This is a genomic window from Streptomyces sp. NPDC033131, from assembly GCF_055578365.1.
On the sequence record NZ_JBVIPA010000010.1, the window covers coordinates 50,211 to 64,902 of the forward strand.

12 protein-coding genes and 2 pseudogenes are annotated in these 14,692 nt (G+C 69.9%); 5 read left to right on the top strand and 9 right to left on the bottom strand.

Features of this window, described 5'->3' with window-relative positions; all coding sequences use genetic code 11:
* Nucleotides 1-88 precede the first annotated feature (88 nt).
* The gene (locus ACZ5XS_RS15215; protein WP_468651356.1) at nt 89-1,534 is read right to left on the bottom strand and encodes an FAD-dependent monooxygenase; all 1,446 of its coding nucleotides are present in this window, start codon (nt 1,532-1,534) and stop codon (nt 89-91) included.
* A gap of 155 nt (nt 1,535-1,689) precedes the next feature.
* Between ACZ5XS_RS15215 and ACZ5XS_RS15220 the strand changes: the two genes are divergently transcribed.
* A complete protein-coding gene (locus ACZ5XS_RS15220; protein WP_468651358.1) occupies nt 1,690-2,289 on the top strand; it encodes a TetR/AcrR family transcriptional regulator in 600 nt (199 codons plus the stop codon).
* 167 nt (nt 2,290-2,456) lie between these two features.
* Nucleotides 2,457-3,101, top strand: a pseudogene (locus ACZ5XS_RS15225) (DUF2326 domain-containing protein); the annotation flags it as partial.
* A 388-nt stretch (nt 3,102-3,489) separates the two neighbouring features.
* On the opposite strand, the gene ACZ5XS_RS15230 reads toward ACZ5XS_RS15225, so the two are convergent.
* On the bottom strand, nt 3,490-4,335 hold the full coding sequence (locus ACZ5XS_RS15230; RefSeq protein ID WP_468651360.1) for a class I SAM-dependent methyltransferase: 846 nt from the start codon (nt 4,333-4,335) through the stop codon (nt 3,490-3,492).
* 67 nt (nt 4,336-4,402) lie between these two features.
* Nucleotides 4,403-5,539 carry a hypothetical protein gene (locus ACZ5XS_RS15235; RefSeq protein WP_468651362.1) on the bottom strand — a complete coding sequence of 379 codons (1,137 nt, stop codon included), beginning with the start codon at nt 5,537-5,539 and terminating at the stop codon, nt 4,403-4,405.
* 296 nt (nt 5,540-5,835) lie between these two features.
* On the opposite strand from ACZ5XS_RS15235, the gene ACZ5XS_RS15240 reads away from it, so the two are divergent.
* Both ACZ5XS_RS15240 and ACZ5XS_RS15245 read left to right on the top strand, forming a co-directional pair.
* Nucleotides 5,836-6,300, top strand: a complete 465-nt coding sequence (locus tag ACZ5XS_RS15240) for a peptidoglycan-binding domain-containing protein (protein WP_468651364.1) — start codon at nt 5,836-5,838, stop codon at nt 6,298-6,300.
* A gap of 73 nt (nt 6,301-6,373) precedes the next feature.
* A pseudogene (locus ACZ5XS_RS15245) lies at nt 6,374-6,734 on the top strand (transposase); the annotation flags it as partial.
* Nucleotides 6,735-6,743: 9 nt separating this feature from the next.
* Here ACZ5XS_RS15245 and ACZ5XS_RS15250 read toward each other — a convergent pair.
* The 6 genes from ACZ5XS_RS15250 to ACZ5XS_RS15275 form a co-directional block, all read right to left on the bottom strand.
* Nucleotides 6,744-7,862, bottom strand: coding sequence for an ABC transporter substrate-binding protein (locus ACZ5XS_RS15250; RefSeq protein ID WP_468651366.1), 1,119 nt, complete (start codon nt 7,860-7,862; stop codon nt 6,744-6,746).
* A 68-nt stretch (nt 7,863-7,930) separates the two neighbouring features.
* On the bottom strand, nt 7,931-8,809 hold the full coding sequence (locus ACZ5XS_RS15255) for an ABC transporter permease (RefSeq protein WP_468651368.1): 879 nt from the start codon (nt 8,807-8,809) through the stop codon (nt 7,931-7,933).
* 20 nt (nt 8,810-8,829) lie between these two features.
* On the bottom strand, nt 8,830-9,771 hold the full coding sequence (locus ACZ5XS_RS15260; RefSeq protein WP_468651370.1) for an ABC transporter ATP-binding protein: 942 nt from the start codon (nt 9,769-9,771) through the stop codon (nt 8,830-8,832).
* Entirely contained in the window at nt 9,768-10,343 is a 576-nt protein-coding gene (locus ACZ5XS_RS15265) for a flavin reductase family protein (RefSeq protein WP_468651371.1), read from the bottom strand. Before ACZ5XS_RS15265 ends, ACZ5XS_RS15260 begins: the two co-directional genes overlap by 4 nt.
* A 683-nt stretch (nt 10,344-11,026) precedes the next feature.
* Nucleotides 11,027-12,109: a TauD/TfdA family dioxygenase gene (locus ACZ5XS_RS15270; protein ID WP_468651373.1), complete on the bottom strand. Its 1,083-nt coding sequence runs from the start codon at nt 12,107-12,109 to the stop codon at nt 11,027-11,029.
* Between the two features lie 569 nt (nt 12,110-12,678).
* Nucleotides 12,679-12,840, bottom strand: coding sequence for a hypothetical protein (locus ACZ5XS_RS15275; protein WP_468651375.1), 162 nt, complete (start codon nt 12,838-12,840; stop codon nt 12,679-12,681).
* 262 nt (nt 12,841-13,102) lie between these two features.
* Between ACZ5XS_RS15275 and ACZ5XS_RS15280 the strand changes: the two genes are divergently transcribed.
* Nucleotides 13,103-14,482, top strand: coding sequence for an amidohydrolase family protein (locus ACZ5XS_RS15280; protein WP_468651377.1), 1,380 nt, complete (start codon nt 13,103-13,105; stop codon nt 14,480-14,482).
* Nucleotides 14,483-14,692 lie beyond the last annotated feature (210 nt).

Sequence of the window (14,692 nt, forward strand, 5' to 3'; positions counted from 1 at the left end):
ACACCTGACCGTAGAAGTTGCCGCAACGGAAAGCGCAAGCCCGAAGCCCTGTCGGGCAGGCCGCAGGGCCTGACCCATCGGACAGGCTCTAGCCCAGATGCCGGGCCACCGCCTCCCGGATCCCCACCGCGTCCGCACCCTCCGCCGCCCAGGCCACGTATCCGTCGGGCCGTACCAGGACGGTCGTCCGGCGGTCGCCCGCCCAGCGTTCGACCGTCAGCCACCCCTCACGGACACCTGGGCCTTCGTACGTCCCGGGGGTGATCAGCACGAACCGGCCGCCGCGCAGCGCCTCGTAGAGCCGGCCGTCCTTCAGGGCGACATCGGGGACGCGGGTGCCGGTGAGGCGGTGGGCGCCGCGGGGGGCGGGGTAGGCGTAGCCGATCCCGGTGATCTGACCCAGGGCCTTGCGCTGGACGGGCGGGGCCATGTCGACGAACACGGAGACAAGGGCGCGGGCAGCACGCAGCAGCGGATTGCGCGCACGGGCCAGCCGGACCAGTCCGCCACTGCTGCGCAGCACCGCCCTGCCGACCGGGTGGCGCTCGGCCTCGTAGCTGTCGAGGAGCCCTTCGGGGGCCCGGCCCTGGACGGCCGCGGCCAGCTTCCAGCTCAGGTTGGCGGCGTCCTGGAGGCCGGTGTTCATGCCCTGCCCGCCGGCCGGGGAGTGGATGTGCGCGGCGTCCCCGGCGAGGAAGACCCGCCCGACCCGGTAGTGCGGTGCCTGACGCTCGTCACTGTGGAAACGGGAGAGCCAGCGGGCGTCGTGCATGCCGTAGTCGGCGCCCAGGGCACGGCGGGTGATCTCCTTGACCTCGTCGAGGTCGAGCGGGGCGTCGTCGGAGACCTCGTTGCGGCGGTTCCAGCCCATGACCCGGTACCAGCCGTCGCCGAAGGAGGCGATCATCGCGAAGGCGTCGCCGCGGCCGTTGACGGTGAGGACGCCCTCGGGCTTCTCGGCCAGCCGGACATCGGCCAGGATCAGCGACTTGATGATGGAGACACCGGGGAAGTCCAGGCCGATCGTCTCCCGCACGGCGCTCCGGTGACCGTCGGCGCCGACGACATAGGCCGCCCGGCGGGTGACCACCGCCCCGTCCGCGCCGCGCACGTCGAGGTCGACCCCCTCGTCGTCCTGCCGCAGCCCCACGACCTCGCTCTCGTACGCGAACTCGACCCCAGCCTCCTGGGCACGCCGCTCCAGGAGCCGCTCGACCTCGTACTGCGGGGTGATGAGCAGGAACGGGAAACGCGAGGGCAGCGTGCTCAGATCGAGGGAGAGGCGGCGGAAGAGCCGCAGGCCGGTGATGGTTTCGCCGGTGGTGAGGAGTTCGTCGGCGAGGCCGCGGGCGTCGAGCTGCTCCAGGGTGCGGGCGTGCACCCCGAAGGCGCGGGAGAGGTTGCTGATCTTGCGCGGCCGTTTCTCGACGAGGGTCACGGCAACGCCGGCTGTGGCGAGGTCACCGGCGAGGAGGAGGCCGGTGGGGCCGGAGCCGACGATGATCACGGTGCGGTGGGTGGCGGTGCCGTTCATGGTGGCCTCCTGTTGCCAACGCTTGCTTGCCATCGCCCATTGCCAACAAATGTTGGCCAACGCTCGTTGACCAACGTAACGAGGCGCCAAGGAAAATGTCAACAGTTGTTGGCGAACGCTTGTTGACCTACGTCCGTTGGCCTACGCTTGTTGGCATGCATGGCAGCGACAGCACTCCCACGGTTCCCGGGTCAGGCGCCACCCGCCGCTCCGACGCCACTCGCGGCGCGATCCTCGCGGCGGCCCGCGAGCGCTTCGCGACCGACGGATACGAGCGAGCCACCATCCGCGCCATCGCAAAGGACGCGAACATCGATCCGTCGATGGTGATGCGGTACTACCGCAACAAGGAGGGCCTCTTCGCGGCGGCCGTCGCCATCGACCTGCGGCTGCCGGACGTGAGCGGGGTGGACCGCCGACAGGACGCGGGGCGGATCCTCGTCGAGCACTTCCTCGACATGTGGGAAAAGAACGAGGTCCTCACCGCCCTGCTGCGCGTCGGCGTGACCAACCAGGCCGGGGCGGAGCGCATGCAGGGCATCCTGCGGGACCAGCTCATGCCGGTCGCCCGGCAGGTGTGCCCCGACCTCGACCAGGTCCCGGCACGGGCCGCACTCATGGCGTCGCAACTGCTGGGCCTGGCGCTCACGCGGTACGTGCTGCGGATGCCGCCGGCGGTGGAACTGGCACGGGCGGAGATCGTGGCATGGCTGGCACCGACGATCCAGCGGTACCTGACCGCGCCGAGTCCCTGAGGCTTGCCGAGCAGTCGTATCCGCAGGGGCCACGGGACCGGTAGGACGCTGGAAGGCCGCTCCCTACATGAGACCCGCCGGGCGCCGAGACATCCGGGCCCAGGAGCCCAGCCGAGCGCCGAGAACCCGCCGAGCCCCTGACATCGCCCTAGGCCCACCGCCACGGCCGCGGACCTGACTTCCTCGTCCACGACGGCTACCTCTTCGATGGCGTCGACGACCGCCAACTCGCCGCCCTCACGCTCGCCGCCGACGTCACCCGCGAAGAAGAGCTGCAGTACATCGCCACCTTCAACAGCGACGACCTCGACAAGGCCACCCGCCGAGGCTTCGACCCCACTCCCTACATACGCCAACCACGCCCGACCGATCGCCTCTACGACGGCGGCCTCTCTTCCAATTCCGCTTCTGACCGCGTCCACTGCCGGGTCTCCCCGCTGCCGAACACGTCAAGGCATTCCGTGCCCTCGTTTCCGTGTTCGTCATTGCCGACACTCGTCGCCGTGACTCGCCGGCCGAGTCCAGGTCCACTCCTCGACGATCCTCGCCAGCGACGAAACGCGAGACGATCCACCGGCCGTGCGCACGCCAGGCCCCCGCCGCGTCGCCTCGCCATAACGATCCGTGGCCCTCACAGGTCACATCACGGATCGGACGCCGTCCGGCATCCAGCCAACGAGCCGCCGCCCCCACGCCGCAGCTCGACCCACAGGCGAGCCCATCCGCCGGCGACACTCGAACACAGGTGTGCCCCAGCCGCCCCCGGACAACAGCGGCTCGTCCAAGCGCCGCCGCATACCAACGATCACTGAACCTGCACCTTGCGCAGCGCAGCTGACACCACCTGATCACCCACCCAACTGACTGACAAAGCCGCAGATCAGATCCCCGCCCCCAGCCCAGCACCCCAAGCAACGCAACTACTGACGCTCCGCGATCCCCCGACCGCAGACTCACCGCAAACTGATCAACGCAGGCCGGACCACCACCCACTGATCAGAAAAACCACGTCTGGACACGCACCGCGGGAGCTGGGCATGGAGTGGGCGTAGCGCGGCGCGGTATGGGGCGATCTGTCAATATTTCGGCGGGCCGCCCACCCGCTCGAATGCGGCGCAGATCCGACCGGGGGAGGACCGGCTTCGTGCCACGGTCGTACGGCAGTTGTGCGCCGTCCGGCCCCGGTACCGCGGCCGGGCGTCAGTCGGCCCGGCGGGCGGTGACCAGCAGGTACTCCCACTCCATGACCGTCCCGTCCTGCCCCGCCGCCAGGTTTCCGTCGCGGGCCAGGGCCGCCAGGTCCCGGTCCAGGGCGGCGGCCCGGTCGGGCTCGTCCGCGATGTTCTTGTAGACGGAGATGGTCGGGCCGTAGCGCTCCTTGAAATAGTCGCGGAACGCCTCGGGCGTGGGGAAGAGGTCGATCCGGACCGTCCGGCGCTCGGCGCGCACGTCCGTGACCCGGTCGCCGAGGAGGCCGCGCACATGGTCCTCGTCCCCCCACAGCGGGGGCGGCTGCGCACCGGGCGGGGGCGGCGGCGCGTAGGGCTTCATCGCGGCGAACATCCGGCCGATGAACCCCTGGGGCGTCCAGCTCAGCAGGCCGATGGTGCCGCCGGGGCGGCAGACCCGGACCATTTCGCCGGCGGCCTGCTTGTGGTGCGGGGCGAACATCACGCCGACGCAGGACAGCACGGTGTCGAACTCCGCGTCGCCGAACGGCAGGGCCTCGGCGTCGGCCTCCTGCCAGGTGAGCGGCGCGCCCTGCTCGGCCGCCCATAGCCGGCCGGCCTCGAACAGTTCGGGGGTCAGGTCGGAGGCGACGACATCCGCGCCGGCGAGGGCCGCCGGGATCGCGGCGTTGCCGGAGCCGGCCCCGACGTCCAGGACCCGCTGGCCGGGGCGCACGCCGCACGCCTCGACCAGGGCCGCCCCCAGTTCGGGGATGACCTCGGAGGCCACGGACGGGTAGTCCCCCTGGGCCCACATCGCGCGGTGCTTGGCCTTCAGCGCACGGTCGGCGTCGGCCGTGCTGTTCTGCGTCGTCATGGCTGCGCTCCTCACCGGTCGGACGGCGGCTTCGCGCCGACGGTCTCGAGCGAGCTCCGCCGCCTCCTTACGAGCGTAGTGACGAGCCGGGGGAGTGTCTCGCCGTCCGATGCTGGGATTCGGCGTACAGGGCGAGCGCGCTGAGGGCATCACCGGTCAGAGTGAGTACCTGCACGAACTGCTCATCGGGTCTCAGTCCGTCCAGGCCAGCGCCTGTCAGGGTGGCGTGCCAGTCCGTGCCGCGCAGATGAGCAGGGCCCGTGGAACGGAGGCCGTGCAGGATGCGCAACGGACGGGTCAGCGTGTCGCTGTCACCTCCGCTCGCGGCGACCCACGCTTCGAGGCAGTTGATGCTCTGCGCCTTGGAATCGGTCACCCCGAGAAGGCGCCGGAGGGCTTTGACGGCCAGGTAGTCGATGACGCCTTTGGCGAGCAGCAGTATGAGGGTGTCGGCTTCGTGCTGCTCACTGCTGGTGGGCAGGTGCAGGCCCTCGCAGGCGATCTGGCCGGCGGGATGCCATGGCGTATAGGCCGCTTGCCCAAGAAGCGCGCCCAGGGCAGTGCTGAAGTGCTCCCGTGCGGCGAACAACCGACGTAGCGGGTCGGGCGGCCCATCGGTCCACCGGCCGAGAATGTCGCGGTCGAAACGGCCCTCGTCGCGGCCTCCGCTGGGAGGGGCGTTGAAACTGAGCCAGTGATCGTGTTCTTCGGCCGGCAGGTCGCGCCCGAGGTCTCCGAGGTAGACCTCGATGAGACCGTCGGGGTTGGTGCCGATGGAGATTCCCCACAGTCGCGGATCTTGAATTCCGGGAACCGGCGTTCGGAGGTGTGGGGGCGAGCCAGGTCGACGGGTGCTGCGTCGATGGGCAGGACGATCTGTTTCCCGACCAGCCGTACGAAGCCCGGGTGATCCAAAGAGTGGATGTCTCCGCTGTGGAAGTGGAAGGAGAAGTGCTGCAGTTCGGTGCGGTTGACTGCGTTCGATCGCAGGGTCGGGTACGTGATCGAGCCTGGTGATCCGGTCGCGCTGGATCACCAGCAGGCGGCTGCGCACGGCGAGGTAGCGGCGTAGGGGCAGGGCCACGATGTCGATGCGCAGCTCGGTGTCAGTGCGGCGAGTGCGCACCAGTTCGTGGTCACGGCCGGCGTCGTCGAGGTAGTACCAGCGCCGTCCTTCCTCAAAGGGGAGGCACATGTGGGCCACTTCGCGCAGGCTGCAGGTTCTGCCCGGCCCCCCATGTCCCGGCCTCATTCTGCATCGGCCGGCACGGCGAACAGGGTCCCGGCCTCCTGCAGAATCGGCCGTCCGCCCACTCGCGGTCGTCCCGCCGTAGGGACTCGGCGGGCAACGTTTCAGCAGGTCAGCGCCTGGGACGTCCCGGGATGAGGCCACTTCTCCGGCAACTGTGGCCGGACATCGCGCCGAAGCCGCAGTCTCGTTGCGGAGCCGGCCGGTGCGGTCGGTTCCGTTCATCGCACGTCAACGGAGGGAAAAACAGCATGCGAGCTCTCACGAAGGCACTCGTCAGTGCCACCACCGCGGTCGGGATCGCCGCCGGCGGCCTTGCCACCGCGGGCACGGCCATGGCGGCCCCCGCGCCGGCCCAGCAGCAGGCGGTGACCGGTGAGGTCGGCACGCTCGCGGTGAACAACCTGGGGCTGAACACCCGGCAGGCGAAGAACTGGCAGTGCTACCTGCGCTATTGGAATTTCAACCCCGGCACGATCGACGGGCAGCTGGGTACCGACAGCTGGAAGGCCGCGCAGAGGTTTTTCAACTATTACGGCCATAACGGCGATGTCGCACTCGCCGTCGACGGGGTCGTCGGACCGAACACGATCAGGGCGCTGCAGCGCTTCCTGGACGGCCGCAACGGGATCAACCTTGACATCACCGGGATCGCCGGACCGAAGACCAAGGACGCGTTCGCGACATTCGCCGACGGAATCTGGCAGGAGTGCTGAGTCGATCTGACGTCCGCACACACGCCACGGCCGTCCACTTCCTGCGGGAAGTGGACGGCCGTGGCGTGTGTATTCAGGTGCCTCGGTGCACGACAGTCTCGGCCTGAAGCCGCTGGTACGCGGTACTCCCACCGATCCGCTCGCGACGCGGCCCGCGCCGCCGGCGACCGGCCAAGCTCCACGCCGACAAGGGCTACGACTACGACCACCTGCGTCGATGGCTCCGCAAGCGAGGCATCCGCCACCGCATCGCCCGTAAAGGCATCGAGTCCTCGCAGCGGCTGGGCCGCCACCGCTGGGTCGTCGAGAGGACAGTGTCCTGGCTCGCCGGCTGCCGACGCCTGCACCGCCGCTACGAGCGCAAGGCCGAACACTTCCTGGCCTTCGTCGGGATCGCCGCAGCCCTCATCAGCTACCGCCGACTCACCAACTGAAACGACGTCTTATCCGGCCGGCCAGATCAGTTTGGTGCCGTCGTAGATGGCCTTCAGGTAGCTGGGGTCGAAGGCGCTCTCGACGGCGGGCAGTTTCTTCAGGTCACCGGAGGCTATAAGAGTCTTCCCCTCGGCCGTCGCGCGGGCGATGTCGATGTAGCCGGCCGGCTTGTCCTTGGGCGTCGACTTGTCGGCCAGGCCGGATTCGATCTTCCAGATGGCTTCGTTCTGCTTCACGTCGTAGCTGGACCCGGCGACCTTGGCCGCGTACCCGACGCATTCGGCGCCGTGCTTCTCGCAGTACGCCTCGGCCCGGAGGGTGGCCCGCAGGAAGTCCTCCACGGCGTGCGGGTTCTTTTCGGCGAAGCCGGGATTCACGATGGTTGTGCCGAAGGAGCCGGGAACACCGTAGTCCTCCGGGTTCCACTCCTTGATGTGGGCGCCCATCGCCTTGAGCTGCAGTGGCTCGTTGGACTTGTACGCCGCCAGCGCCTGCACCTGGCCCCGGGGCAGCACGCTGGGGTCGTACCCGACCTCCACCTGACGGACGGAACCGATCTTCACACCGGCCTTCACCAGCATCGCCCGCAGCGCGGGTCCCAGGGCGCCATGGTGGCCCAGGGTCTTGCCGTCGAGCTGCTTGAGGTTGGTGATCTTGGACATGGTGATCAGCGTGGCGATCGGCACGTGGCCCGGGGTCATGACGCCCTTGACGTTGATGCCGCCGGCGACGGACTGGAGCAGCGCGGCGTCGTTGCCCAGGGAGGCGAACTGGGCGGTGTTCGCGGCGACCAGCTGGGCGTTGCTCCCGGTGTTGCCACCGCCCGGCTTGATGCGCACGTCCAGACAGAGGTCGGAGTAGTAGCCCATGGCGTCGGCGGCGATGTTGGCGAGGATGCCGACCGATGCCTGGTACTGGTAGCCGGTGAGGTACGTGATCGGTCCGGCGGCACGGTTCTCCTTGCAGCGCTCCGCCGACACGCCCGGGGCCGCCGACGTGGACGCCGACGAGGACTGGTCAGCCTTGGCGCCGCCGCAGCCGGCGAGCGTCGCGGTAAGGGTGAGAGCGGTCGCGAGCAGGGCTGTCCGGCGGGCGGTGAGGAGGCGTTGGACAGGGGTGTGGGACACGGGGGACTCCGTTCGGGGACTGTGCCTGGTGATGCGGGGCATGGGTTCGGCAGCGGGTGCGCGGTGGGTCAGGAGTTGCTGCCCTGCTGGGATTCGTGCCAGAAGAGCAGCCGGCGTTCGGCGGCGTTGATGACGACCAGCGTGATGACGCCGATCAGCGCCAGGCAGCCGACGGCCCCGTACATCTGAGGCAGCTGGGAGTTGGCCGCACTGTTCTTGATCATGGTGCCGAGGCCCGTGGACGACCCGGCGGCGACGAACTCGGCGACCACCGCTCCGACCAGGGACAGCGGCAGCACCACCCGCAGGGCGGCCAGGGTGTAGGGCGCGGCGGTCGGGATCCGGAGCCGGACGAGCACCTCGAACCGGGAGGCGTGCAGCGTGGTGAAGACGTGCAGGGTGGGCAGCTGCACCGACCGCAGTCCGGCGCTCACGTTGGCCAGCACCGGGAAGAAGGTGATGATCGCTGTGACGATCACCTTCGGCATGAGGCCGAAGCCGAAGGCCACCACCAGGCCCGGCGCCAGCGCGACCACCGGGGTGACCTGGAGCACGGTCGCCAGCGGCATGATCGCCCGGCGCAGCACCGGGATCTCGGAAGTGACCACCGCGACGGCGTACGCCGCGACGAAGCCGACCAGCAGTCCGACCAGGGCGACCTTCAGCGTCTCCCCGGCATTGGACACGAACAGTTCGGGGTCGCCGACCAGAGCCTCGCCGACGGCGGGCAGGCGCGGCAGCACGTAGGGGTTGCCGGCGGCGATGAGCGTCCACAGACCGCCGGCCACGGCCAGCGCGGCCACGGTGGGCAGCCAGAACCCGGGCCGGACCCAGGCGGGCCACGACCGCCGGGCCGGTCGGGCCCGCCCCGCGGTGGGCGCGGCCGGGCCCGCGCCGGGGGCGTGAGGGGCAGGAGCGTCGCCCTCGGTGCTCAGCTCAACGGACATGGGGACGCCTTTCGGGGCGGTCACGAGGGAACCAGGTCGGTGGGCGGCGTGCTGGCCAGCCACGCGTCGTGCAGGGAGGTCCGGACCCGGTCCTCGAGCGCGTGCGTCGCCGGGCCGGCAAGCAGCTCCGCCGTGCGGGGGCGCGGGAGACCGACGTCGATGATCTGGTGGATCCGGCCGGGCCGGGCGGACATCACCACGATCGTGTCCGACAGCGTGACGGCCTCCGCCACGGAGTGGGTGACGAAGACGACCGTGGTGCGCATCCGCTGCCAGATGTCGAGCAGGTGCAGGCGCATCGCCTCGCGCGTGAACTCGTCCAGCGCGGAGAAGGGCTCGTCCATGAGCAGAACGTCCGGCCGCAGGCCGAAGGCGCGAGCGATGGCCACCCGCTGCTGCATGCCCCCGGACAGCTCGCCGGGGTACTTGTCGGCGGCGTCGGTGAGGCCGACCAGCTCCAGCAGTTGGTCCGGATCCGCCGTGAGCGGCGGTCCCGCGTTCGGGGCGGAGGCTCCGTCCACGCCGGCCCGCCGTGCGCGGAGCCGGCCCGCCGCCTTGTTGATCTTGGATGGTAGAGCGACGTTCTTGCGTACCGTCAGCCAGGGCAGCAGAGCGGGGGTCTGGGGCACCAGTCCGATCGTCTTCTGCGCGCACGCCTGTTCCGGCGTTGCCCCGAAGAGCGTCAGGGCGCCGCTGTCGAACGTGTCGATTCCGGCGAAGGTACGCAGCAGGGTGGATTTCCCGCAGCCGCTCGGGCCGATCAGGCTGATGAACGTCCCGCGCGGCACGGCGAGGTCGATGTCATGCAGTACCGGAAGGGTCGCGCCCGGATAGGTCTTGCTCAGTCCTCGGACGACGATGTGGTCGGAGTCCGTGAGCGGGCCGGGTGCCGGACGGTCCGCCGAGGTCTTCGACGGGGTCGGGGAGGGCCGTAGGGGGTCGAGGTCGTCCGGCGTGGTCATGACGGGTCCTTTCCAGCCGGCTGCGGTGCGGAGGGCTCCACCGGGTTCAGCGTGTGGAATCGGCGTCCCTGATAGGTGAGCGGCTCCCCTTCGCCGACCACCACGCCGGCCACCTCGATCAGGATGATCGTGTGGTCGCCGGCGGTGAGGCGCTGATGGACAGAGCCCTCGAACGACACGGTGGCGCCGTCGAGCAGGGGTTGACCGAGCTTCCCCCGGCCGAAGGGCACCGCGGCGAACCTGACGGCACCGCTCTCCGCGCCGGCGCCGAACGTCTTCGCCACCGGGCCCTGGTCGGCCGCCAGGACGTTGACGGCCACGGACTCGGCCTGGCTGAAGGCCGGGTGGACGTCGGCCGTGTCGGCCAGACAGACCGATATCAGCGGCGGGTCAATCGACACACTGGTCACCGTGTTGGCGGTGAAGCCGTACCGGTTCCCGTCCACCTCGGTGGTGACCACGCAGACCGACGTGACCATGGAGGACAGCCCGTCGCGGTACGTGTGCGGCTCGTCGACCGGGCTGGTGACCGGCCTGTGTGTGACGGCGTGATCCATCGCGGGGTCGGTCATGTCAGGCCACCTCCTTCTCGTCGGCAATCATCTGGAACGGTCGTTGCGCCATCGGATTCGGCAGGGAATTCGACCCGAAGGCCGACGAGGAAAAAGGGGGATATTTCATGGATCACCTTGCTTGTTGTGATGGCCAGACGCTAGGAACGTCCCGTTGCTGTGGTGTTTCGCGTGGAGGTCAACGCGGTAACCATCTCGCATAACAACATGGCGTCTCGCGCTTGGCCGTGCCGTGCGCCAGTCAATGACCACCTGGGACCGGCTAATACGTCACCGTGTGAGCGTTGCTGGACGTTGGGGGAGACACGTATCGCCGCCGGAGCGCCTACTGCGTCGGAGTCGAGTGGGGACCGGCCAGCGCACGGTCCGGCGTCGGGCGCCCGCCCACCGCTGGACCCATGCGGCAGCCGGCCGGTGCCAGGTAGTCGGGCGGCGAACGCCTTCCGTCGGCGACCAAGGCTCGGAGACGGCTCGTGGGTCGAGGCCTAGTCGGTTGCCCTGGGCAGCGGCCGACACGGAACCTCATCGTGTGCCCGGCAGAGCCTTCCTCGTCGTGGAGCACGGAGTTCCGGTGTTCCGGTGTCCCGGCGAGGACATGACCGCGGTCGCACCGACGGGCACGCGCGAGAGGACCGTGCGCAGGGACATGGTGTGCTCCAGCGGAGGTGTGACGGGGAGTGGGGTCAGACGCCCCAGTCCAGGCGGGGGATGGAGGCGGTGCGGATGGAGAAGTTGCCGCGGTCGTCGGTGTCGCCGTCGGTGCGCGTCTGTGTGCGACCCTGCACGACGTTCCTGCCGAAGCCGGGGACGACCGGACGCCCGCTCTCGTGGCGCAGCCACAGCCGCAGCAGGTGGCGGCGTCGCTGCAGTTCCGGGAAGTCCTGGTACTCGGTGCGGGAGTGCATCGCGGCGTAGTTGAGCAGCCACTGGACGTCGCCCGGGCGGAAGTCCATGTCGAGCGCCACGCCGGGCTCGCGGGCGATGTCGTCGATCAGGTGCAGCAGCTCGATCTGCGCCTCGGTGAGCCGCGGGACCTCGGGGTAGTCCTGCGCGGAGAAGATCATGCGGTTGCCGCCGTAGATGCTGAACACGCCGTCGACCCAACTGCAGATCGGCGAGGTGTAGTAACGCTGCGGGGCGTCGTGGTCCTGCTTGTACCAGTCGTGGTGGAAGGGCTCGAACAGCAGCGGGGCGAGGTCGGGGCGGCGGGCGAGCACCTCGTTGTAGAGGGTGGCGCCGCTGACCAGGCTGCTTGCGCCGCCCCCCTTGGACGGCCGCAGGCACATCAGCCCTACGATGTCCGAGCTGTCGGAGTGGAAGTTGAGCTTGTCGCGGGTACGGGACCCGAGCGCGGACGGGTCGTCCAGCGTCTTGTCGGTGGTCGCCATGACGTGGTCGAGCAGGTCGCCGAGCTCGTTCTGCCGCATCGGCTCACCGAGGTGCAGGCCCATCACGTAGAAGATCGCGGCGGACAGCGCGTCCGAGTAGTGCTGGGTCCGCAGACCGCGCACCAGCATGAAGCCGCGACCGCGGTCCAGCTCCTGTGCGGTGCTACGGAGCTGCTCTGCGCACACATCCAGCGGGTAGTCCTCGGGCCGCACGGTGCGCAGATCCGGATCGTCGTCCACGAACCGGCGGCCGACCGCCTCCAGCTCGGCGACCTCTTCCGGGGTGAGGTGGTGGATCCAGGCGTCCGAACCGGCCAGCTCGTCGCCCCGCCAGGCGGCGGGTCCGGTCGCGGGTCCGAGATCCAGCGAGGTGGTCATGGTGTGGGAACCTCCTTGTGGTGCGGGTTGTCCGGACCGGGCAGTGCCGGGCCGGGATGTTCACTTGCGGATGCGGCACTGGGCGCCCTGACGCCGAGGTCGTCGGCGGTGCCACGTGGTGGCCGACGGCTCCGAAGCGGAACTCGGTCAGCTCGACGCTGTGGTGCTTGAGGCCGGCACGCAGGTAGGCGTGCGTGTGTGGTGCTCCTCGAAGGCGAGCCCGACGTGGTAGTCGAGAGCTCGATCGCCTCAGCGACGCCGAGCCGCACCAAACCTGCACCGTGCGGCCAAAGGGTGGTATTGCCCGCGTCGTGGAGGTCGCCCTGCTCATGGTCCGGAGAGTAAGGGGCTCCACACGGACCGTCAAGCAATGCGATACGGCATCATGCAATTCGATATGGAAGGGCGCGCCGTCAGTGTGGCGGCCGCTCCGGGCCGATCGACTCGGGGAAGGGCGTCCCCGGGGCCGGTTGGACGTGGACGGGGCGACGCGGGGCTGGACAGCAGCCGCGGCGAGTATCGCCCTCGTGGCGGCCGTCAGTACGAGCTCCTGGGTGCGAGCACCGGAGTCACGGTGGTCCCTCCCGTAGCCCGGCCTCGTCCTGCGGGAGCAGGGTCAGTGCGTCGGCGGCGACGGCGGCGAGTCCGTCGCGAACGCCATCGTCGAGCGGGTGCGTCCGCCGTACGACGGCGACCCCTGCCTGCCTGTTCACCCCTACCTGCGCGTTCACCAGCGCGTCTACCTGCCGCAGTATGGGCTGTCAGCCTTACGGACAGGCGAACACCGACGTAACCAAGATGTTCCACAAGGGCGTTGACAGCACCCGTCGGCGGAGGCGAGAGTGCATCGCAATACGTTCCATCGGCTCGCAATGCGAGACAGCTGAAGGTGAGGGGGAGCACGGTGCAAGCCATGATGCAGACCGATTTCGGGGGGCCCGAGGCCATGTCCCCGCGACAGGTCCAGGCGGTTGGCAAGGCAGTGATCGAGCCATGACCGACCTTTTGATGGTGGGCGGCGACGTCGTCACGATGGACCCCGCCCGGCGGGTTCTCACCGGTGCGACGATCGCCGTGTCCGGGGACAGCATCGCCGCACTCGGCACGGCCGAGGACCTGCGCGCCCGCTTCCCGGGTGCGCAGGAGATCGACGCCTCGGGCTGTGTCGTGATCCCGGGCCTGGTCAACGCCCACCAGCACATGACCGTCGACCCCCTCGTGCGCAGCGTCATCCCGGATCACATCAGCTCGCACGAGTCGATCTTCGACTGGATCGTCCCGCTGCAGACCCGCGCCGACGGCGACGACGACGAACTGGCCGCGACCATCACCGCCGTCGAGTGCCTGACCCGGGGCATCACCACGGTGCTGGAGCCGGGTACGACGGCCTTCCCGGAACGAGTCGTCGCAGGGCTGGGCGCCGCGGGTATCCGCGCGCGGGTCGGCGGCTGGGGCTGGGACGCCGAGGGCGTGCCGTTCAGTGCCCCCGCGGACGAGATGCTCGCCCGGCAGGAGGAGATCGTCCGGTCCCTGCCGGCCACCGGGCCGGTCACCGGGTGGCTGACGCTGGTCGGCCACGACCTGGTCAGCGACGAGCTGTTCGCCGGAGCGGCGAGCCTGGCCGAGCGGCTCGACACAGGAGTGACCTGGCACGTCTCGCCGGGACCCGCCGACGTCGAGGCCTACGCCAAGCGCTGCGGGCGCCGGCCGGTGGCGCACTTCCGCGAGCTGGGCGTACTCGGCCCGCGCCTGCTGCTGGGGCACGCCGTGTGGCTCGACGACGAGGAGGTCGAGGCGATCCTCGACACCGGTACCGCGGTCGTGTCCTGCCCGGGGGCCTATCTGCGTCTCGCCCAGGGCTACACGCGAGCGTCGCGCCATGCAGAGCTGGTGCGGCGGGGCGGCCGGGTGGCACTGGGCTGCGACGCCCACAACGCCGGCGACGCACCGGACGTCCTCCTGACCGCCTACCTGTTCGCCGCCCTGGAACGCGACCGTGACCTGCCCGACCCGGTCCGCGCCGAGCAGGCGTTCGCGCTCGCGACCATCGACGGCGCCCGGGCGATCGGTCTCGGCGAGCGGATCGGCTCCCTGGAGGTGGGCAAGGCGGCCGACATCGTCGTACTCGACACGCACGACCCCGCCTGGATGCCCCGGGGGGACCTGGCCCGCCAGCTCGTCTGGGGTCACGTGTCGCGGACCGTCCGTGACGTGCTGGTCGACGGCCGCGTGGTCGTCCGCGACCGCCGACCGACCGGCGTCGACCTCGCCGCCGTCGCCGAGGCCGCCGCCGAACGATCCACCGCCCTCCTGCGACGCGCCGACGTCACGCCCCGTCCGACCTGGCCTGAGGAGCTGGCGGCCACGGTGTGAACTCGTCATCGACAGGAAAGACCGAAAGGCCTGCCACCAGGCCAAAGGAACGACCTCTAAGGAAGAGCTGGCACGGCATCCCTGGCCCGGGTGGCCCAAAGTGGCGGGGTCGTCATCAGGTGACGACCCCGCCCTACAGAACCCCTCCCAGCCGCTCCGTAGCCCGAGGGGGAGCGGCCCGGGATCCCAGTGCCTATACGCACTCCAGTG